This is a genomic window from Mesorhizobium sp. M1A.F.Ca.ET.072.01.1.1 (genome assembly GCF_004023325.1).
Classification (GTDB): domain Bacteria; phylum Pseudomonadota; class Alphaproteobacteria; order Rhizobiales; family Rhizobiaceae; genus Mesorhizobium.
In genome coordinates this window covers 1-6,085 of the sequence record NZ_RZSF01000368.1, presented here as the reverse complement: position 1 = coordinate 6,085, position 6,085 = coordinate 1, and the positions used below count along the sequence as shown (strand labels likewise).

Here is a 6,085-nt window from a genome sequence, read left to right as displayed (position 1 = left end):
CCCCCGCCGTCACCGCGTAGCTATAGGGCGAAGTGCCGCCGGCGGCTGGATCGAGCGACGCCGAATACGCCTGGCCCATCGTGCCATCGGCGAGCGTCGTCGCCGGCAGGGTGATCGTCGGCGCCGCGACCGCGAAGGTATAGGCCTGGGTGCCGCTGAACGGCCCGGGCGCGCCGCTGGCATCCGTGGCTCTGACCGTGAAGTTGAATGTCCCGCCAGCGGTCGGCGTGCCGGAAAGCGTGCCTCCCGACGACAGCGCCAGCCCGGCGGGCAGCGAACCCGCGCTGATGGCGAATGTGTAGGGAGACGTGCCGCCGCTGGCGGCGATGGTCGCGCTGTAGGCCGTTCCGACAGTCGCGCCACCGGGCAGGGTGGTGGGTGACACGACGATCGTTGGCGCGGCACTGATGACGACGGTCACGCTCGGGGCGACGAACCAGACGCCGCCGGTCGAGATCGTCGTGCTGTCCTGCGACTTGATGGTGAACGTGAAGCTGCCTTGGGTCGTCGGTGTACCGGAAAGCAGGCCGCTGGAAGAGAGCGTCAATCCGGGCGGCAGGCTGCCGCTATCGAGACTGTAGGTATAAGGCGCGGTGCCGCCGCTGGTGCTGAATTGCTGGCTGTATGGAATTCCCTGCGCTCCGTCGGGCGGGTTGGTCGGTGAAACGACCAGGGTCGGCCCGGGGACCGTGAAGCTGTAGCTCTTGTCTGCCGTCAACTGGGTGGGCGACGTCGAATCCGTCACATGCACGGTATAGTTATAGGGACCCGAGCCCGTCGGTGTGCCGGAGATCCTGCCGTTCGACGCAAGGCTTAGTCCAGGGGGCAAGCTGCCGCCGCCCGAAGTATAGGTATAGGGCGCCACGCCACCGGTGGAGGACAATGTCTGGTCGTAGAAAACGCCGATCGCCGGCGTCGGCAGCGTTGCGGGACTGACGGTGATGGGCGAGGTGGCCGGAGTGATGGTCACATTGACCGTGACGACACCCGCGGAGGCATCTTCAAAGGTGAAGCTGTCCGTCGTGGCGCCGTCCCCGTTGTTGACGTAGGTCAGCAGCCCGGCAGCCGCATTGTCGATTGTGACATGGCCGTGTGCCGGTTGCACCACGTCGCTCTGCGGGTTGGTTCCGAAAGGATCGCAGGACGACGCGTCGATCTGATAAGAGCCGCCAGATGCCACGGTTATCGAGATCGGAGTGGGGCAGCCCACGGATGTCGCGGCCTGGGCCTCGGATGGCGCCAAGGCCGCAAGGCCGATAAGCGCGAGCACGCCGAACCACAGCAGAACCCTGCTCGCCAGCGCTTCCGAACGCACGGTGCGATACTTCGCATTCCAGTTCAATGCATGCCCCCATGCCAGCAATTTTGTAAGCTTTAGTACGAAGCGCAGAAATTCCGCGCTATCAAATGTTTAGCTGCCTACGCAATGCCTGCCTGATTTCTTCGCAGGATTCTTTCCTAAAGTAGATCATGAAGTCTTCATCATGTCCATGTTGGTTTGAAAAATACTCTTGCAGAATCCTTGAATCATGAGCAATGTCGAATACAGCGACATTTCGTACTAATATTAGGGGGAGCTAATGGCCGAAGTTTTCCTCGGGCAGATCATGATGACGGGGTTCGCGTTCCCGCCAAAGGGCTTCGCCTTTTGCAGCGGCTCGCTCCTGGCGATTGCCCAGAACCAGGCGCTGTTTTCGCTTCTTGGCACGACCTATGGCGGCAACGGCACCACGAATTTCGCCTTGCCCAACCTGCAGAGCCGCACGCCGGTTGGCTTTGGCGCATCGGTCGATTCGGCCTGGCAGCCGTCACCCTATGAGTTGGGAGAAACAGGTGGCGCTGAAAATGTCACGCTGCTGACCCAACAGCTGCCCACGCACAACCATGTGGGCAACGCAACCACGACAGAGGGCTCAGGGCGCAGTCCCACCAATGCGCTCTATGGGGCCACCAAGAATGCCATCTACGGAGCACCGAATGGCCGGGTGGTTACCTTGGCGGCTCCGACCGTGACCTCTGTTGGTGGCAACCAGCCGCACCCGAACATACAGCCTTACGAGACGATCAACTTCAACATCGCGATCAACGGGATATATCCGTCGCGCCCCTGACATCTGCCAGCCAGCACCAACCCTTGCGGAGATCCATCGATGAGTGAGCCTTATGTCGGAGAAATCCGCATGTTCGGTTTTCCCCGTTTGCCGATCGGTTGGCTGCCTTGCGACGGATCGCTATACGCCATCTCCCAATATGACGCGTTGTTCACGCTGATCGGCACCACTTACGGCGGCGACGGCCAGGTGACTTTCGCCACGCCCCAGCTTTCGGGGCGCGTGCCGATCCATCAAGGGGCGGGATCCGGCCTTTCGCGCTATGTCATAGGCCAGATGGCAGGAAGCGAGTCGGTCAGCCTGCTGTCGGGGCAGATGCCGCAGCACAACCATTCGATGACCGCAACTCCCTCAAGCGCCAATGCCAAATCGGTCAGCGCGACGGTCGAACTGGGTGCCATTGCAAGCGACACGATGTACGTGACCGATATTACCGGCGCGACAGCTTTCACCACCGCTCCACAATCGACCCAGCCTACCGGCGGGAACTCGCCTCACGACAACACGATGCCGACCCTGACAGTGCAGTTCTGTATTGCCTGGGCCGGGATTTTCCCATCGCAAGGCTGAACCCCACGCTCGGGGCTGTTTAACGAAACCGCCTACGCAATCAGGATCGCAGGAATATCCCAATGACCACGCCCTTCCTTGGTGAGATACAGGTCTTCGGTTTCAACTTTGCGCCGTCTGGGTGGGCGTTCTGCAGCGGATCGCTTGTTCCGATTCAGCAATATTCGGCCCTGTTCGCGCTATTGGGCGTCAACTACGGCGGCAATGGCAAGACCAATTTTCAGCTGCCCAATTTTGCCAATCGCGCCGGCTGCAATCAGGGCGAGGCTCCGGGTCTCACGCCTCGCGCTGTCGGCGAGGCATTCGGCGAAAACAGCCAGACGCTGGCCATGGCCGAAATGCCGGCGCACATGCATCAGTTCACAATATACAACCAGTCGGTTCTGACCAAGAAAGCTGCCTCGCCCTCTGCCGGCAATTCGTTGACCTCGCCAACGGACACCAGTGTGTTTGTGGCCGCACAGCCCAACGCACAATTCCCGGACAACATGATCGGCTTTACCGGCGGCGGCCAGCCGCATGAGAACCGGCAGCCCTACATTGCGATGAACTACTGCATAGCGATGCAGGGTGTCTTCCCGTCCTTCGGGTGATGGCACCTACCGAAGCAGAGCGACTGCCGGCATTCCCCTCTGGCACCAAGTCCAGGCTCAAGCTGCCGCCGGGCGTATCCCGCGCCGCCACGCTCGACGACATCCACTTCCTGCGTCGGCTCTACTGGTCCTTCCGCCTGGAAGAGATGGAGCCGGTGGCCTGGCCGCAGGAGATGAAACGGGCGTTCATCGACCAGCAATTTGACCTTCAGCACCGCCACTACGTGGCAAGGTTCTCGAGCGCCGACTTCCTTATATTGCTGGACAGGACTGAGCCGGTCGGACGGCTCTATGTCGATACCAGCAGGGAGCGCTGGCATGTCATCGATATCGGCTTGTTTCCGCAGTGGCGCAACCGCGGCAAGGGGATGGCCACGCTGAAAACGATTCAGCGCCAGGCGAAAGCCTGCTCGGCGTCCGGCATAATGCTGCATGTGGAGCGGCGCAACATTCGTGCACAGGCGCTTTATCGCCGCCTTCATTTTCACGAAGCCGAAGCCGGCGATACTCATATTCAGATGCAGTGGTCGACGCGCTGAGCCGCGACCCTGGACCTGCGTCCTCAGTTGAAGATCGCCTGATAGACGATCCCTTCCTTGTCCCTAGCGACAGGGACGAGGAATATCTCCAGCTTGCCTAGCGTGGCGTTCTTCAACTTGTAGAGTTTTTGCGGCAGCACCACTTGCGAGCCGCTGCGGAACATCAGCGAAAAAGGCGAGCGCCGCATTCCGGTAAAGCCGGTTTCCGGCAAGGGTCGCGCCTCCGCCAGTGTGAGTGCCATCGAGCTCTCCCCAAGCTCGATGTCGAAGGCGGTGCCGACGCAACCGGCGAAATGGCCCAGGGTTACAACGTCCATACCTCTCCGACCTCTGAAATCACCGGTGCGCTGGTGCCTTGTCTTGAACACCGTCTCGAATAACGCTGGTTTGTTGATATTGCATTTTTGCAGAGCGAAAAAGTTTTTGGGAGTTTTCCGCACCAGCAAGACTTGCCGCGGAAGTCGAGATTTCCCTGGTTGTTGCCGGCAAAGTAAGTTCGGTCGACCTCGATGACCATTTCACGATGTCACAGCGCTTGCAATGATACTGTGGGCAGGGCGGTCACCTCTTTTGGGACCTGGCTCATAACCGAGCCGCTGCCGAAATAGACGACGAACAGCACCGACGTTCCCCAATTGAACTCGAACCCATAGGTGTTGCCGCCGGCCGTGGCATAATAGCCGGGCGGGGCCGGCATCGGGTGACCTGGGCCGGTGTCGCCATATTGCGAGTTCAGCGCGATCGCGTAGGCATTGTTGCCGTTGGCGTCCTGGGGACCGCCGAGGAAAGCGAACAGGCAAAGTCCGCCTGAATTCGCCTGGAAGCTCAACTGCATATATTGCGGCGAGGTCACCGCCTGCAACGTTGTATAGACGGCAACGGATACAGGGTGGCCGGCTGTCAGAGTCGCCGGCGTTGCACCGATGCCGGGCCCGTAAGCCGCGATCCAGATCGGCGTTTTGACGGCGGTGCTGACATTGGTGAGATTCAGATTGTTGGCCTGCCAGTTCTTGATCAGGACCGTCGGCTGCAAAACCAGCGCCGGCGCCGGTAAAAACTGCGGCTGGCTGCTGCCGGTGGTCAGCGCCAGCTTGCCGGCATTGTTCATCAGCGACGCATTCTGGAACGCCAAGATCATCGACCCGTTCGGAGTCTGCGGCATCGACACGCCGTCACGCACGGCAAGCGTTGTCGGTGAGCCGTCCCAGTCAGTCGCCGTCAGGGATTGACCCAGTATGTTGAATTTCGAAGGCGGCATGGCTTCCGTTTGAACTGTGGCCCACGGCGAAGAATCTCGTAGCAACTTTACAATGATTGCAGCAGGGCCGTCACCGGCGTTGCCGTCTGCGGCGACAGGTTCACCGCATAGACCGTCGCGGCGCCCCAGTTGAACGGCAACGTGTATTTGTTGCCGGCCGCAGTGGCATAGAAGCCGGCCGGCGGAGGCGCCAAGGGCGGCGGGCCGGTGTCGCCGCCCGGAGCGTTGAGCGCAATCACATAGGCGTTGTTGCCGGACCGGTCGAGCGGGCCGCCGACCACGCCGACGACTTCCAGAAAGCTGGTGCTGGAGCTGAATTCGAGCTGCATCCAGTTCGGTGTCGTCGTTCCCTGAACCGCCTGGCGCATCGCAAGTTGGACCGGCGTGCCGATCGTTAGTACGCCGGGCTGCATGCCGGGAATGCCGGGGCCATAGGCCTGGACGAGGATCGGGGTCGAGGCATTGACGCTGATGTTGGTGAGGGTCAGGTTGTTGGCCTGCCAGTTCTGGGTCAGGACGCTGATCATCCGCGCCAGCGCCGGAACCGGAAGGAATGTCGGATCGCTGCCGCCGGAGGTGACAGAAAGCCTGCCGGCGTTATTCCGCTGCGACTGGTTGAAGTAGCCGACGATCAGCGAGCCGTTCGGCGTCTGCGGCATGGTCACGCTGCCGCGCACGGCCAGCGTCTGGGGCAGCCCGTTCCAGGCCGCATTCACAGTGCCCGCCGGGACGAGATCGCGCATGTCGGGATGCTCTCTTTGTTCGTCGATGCTTGCCGCGGGAGCCGGCGCGGATCGCCGGCTCCCGCTTTTCGATCAGAGGGACAGAAGTTCCGCCGTCAGGGACGACGCTGTCGACGGCGACATGTTCGCCAGGTAGACGACCGAGGAACCCCAGTTGAACTCGAACGAATAATTATTGCCGCCCGTGGTCGCGTAGTAGCCCTGCGGCGCCGGGGTCCCGGTACCGGGTCCGGTGTTGCCGGACGGCGAGTTCAGCGCGATGGCATAGGCG

General features: G+C 61.4%; 9 protein-coding genes. 4 read left to right on the top strand and 5 right to left on the bottom strand.

Annotated elements, in window-relative coordinates; genetic code table 11:
- A partial coding sequence (locus EOA32_RS31800; protein WP_189407542.1) for a putative Ig domain-containing protein occupies positions 1-1,342 on the bottom strand: 1,342 nt, incomplete at its 3' end.
- Between the two features lie 238 nt (positions 1,343-1,580).
- Here EOA32_RS31800 and EOA32_RS31795 point away from each other — a divergent pair.
- From EOA32_RS31795 to EOA32_RS31780, 4 genes are all read left to right on the top strand, one after another.
- Entirely contained in the window at positions 1,581-2,111 is a 531-nt protein-coding gene (locus tag EOA32_RS31795) for a tail fiber protein (RefSeq protein ID WP_128373829.1), read from the top strand.
- Positions 2,112-2,180: 69 nt separating this feature from the next.
- On the top strand, positions 2,181-2,681 hold the full coding sequence (locus tag EOA32_RS31790) for a tail fiber protein (protein WP_245499449.1): 501 nt from the start codon (positions 2,181-2,183) through the stop codon (positions 2,679-2,681).
- Between the two features lie 62 nt (positions 2,682-2,743).
- Positions 2,744-3,274, top strand: a complete 531-nt coding sequence (locus tag EOA32_RS31785; RefSeq protein WP_128373827.1) for a tail fiber protein — start codon at positions 2,744-2,746, stop codon at positions 3,272-3,274.
- Positions 3,274-3,813, top strand: a complete 540-nt coding sequence (locus EOA32_RS31780; protein WP_128373826.1) for a GNAT family N-acetyltransferase — start codon at positions 3,274-3,276, stop codon at positions 3,811-3,813. The genes EOA32_RS31785 and EOA32_RS31780 overlap by 1 nt, the downstream gene beginning before the upstream one ends.
- A 23-nt stretch (positions 3,814-3,836) precedes the next feature.
- Here EOA32_RS31780 and EOA32_RS31775 read toward each other — a convergent pair whose 3' ends face one another.
- From EOA32_RS31775 to EOA32_RS38930, 4 genes are all read right to left on the bottom strand, one after another.
- Positions 3,837-4,130: a hypothetical protein gene (locus EOA32_RS31775; protein ID WP_128373825.1), complete on the bottom strand. Its 294-nt coding sequence runs from the start codon at positions 4,128-4,130 to the stop codon at positions 3,837-3,839.
- 209 nt (positions 4,131-4,339) lie between these two features.
- Positions 4,340-5,071 carry a hypothetical protein gene (locus EOA32_RS31770; RefSeq protein WP_128373824.1) on the bottom strand — a complete coding sequence of 244 codons (732 nt, stop codon included), beginning with the start codon at positions 5,069-5,071 and terminating at the stop codon, positions 4,340-4,342.
- Positions 5,072-5,118: 47 nt separating this feature from the next.
- Complete coding sequence (locus EOA32_RS31765; protein ID WP_128373823.1) at positions 5,119-5,814, bottom strand: hypothetical protein; 696 nt, start codon at positions 5,812-5,814, stop codon at positions 5,119-5,121.
- A 72-nt stretch (positions 5,815-5,886) separates the two neighbouring features.
- Positions 5,887-6,085, bottom strand: a 199-nt coding sequence (locus EOA32_RS38930) for a hypothetical protein (RefSeq protein ID WP_189407540.1), incomplete at its 5' end; no start/stop codon positions are given.

What these genes read in the sequence shown, in the direction of transcription:
- EOA32_RS31795 (WP_128373829.1), top strand. Translation starts at nt 1,581, where the DNA reads ATGGCCGAAGTTTTCCTCGGGCAGATCATGATGACGGGGTTCGCGTTC.
- EOA32_RS31790 (WP_245499449.1), top strand. Translation starts at nt 2,181, where the DNA reads ATGTTCGGTTTTCCCCGTTTGCCGATCGGTTGGCTGCCTTGCGACGGA.
- EOA32_RS31785 (WP_128373827.1), top strand. Translation starts at nt 2,744, where the DNA reads ATGACCACGCCCTTCCTTGGTGAGATACAGGTCTTCGGTTTCAACTTT.
- EOA32_RS31780 (WP_128373826.1), top strand. Translation starts at nt 3,274, where the DNA reads ATGGCACCTACCGAAGCAGAGCGACTGCCGGCATTCCCCTCTGGCACC.
- EOA32_RS31775 (WP_128373825.1), bottom strand. Translation starts at nt 4,130, where the DNA reads ATGGACGTTGTAACCCTGGGCCATTTCGCCGGTTGCGTCGGCACCGCC.
- EOA32_RS31770 (WP_128373824.1), bottom strand. Translation starts at nt 5,071, where the DNA reads ATGCCGCCTTCGAAATTCAACATACTGGGTCAATCCCTGACGGCGACT.
- EOA32_RS31765 (WP_128373823.1), bottom strand. Translation starts at nt 5,814, where the DNA reads ATGCGCGATCTCGTCCCGGCGGGCACTGTGAATGCGGCCTGGAACGGG.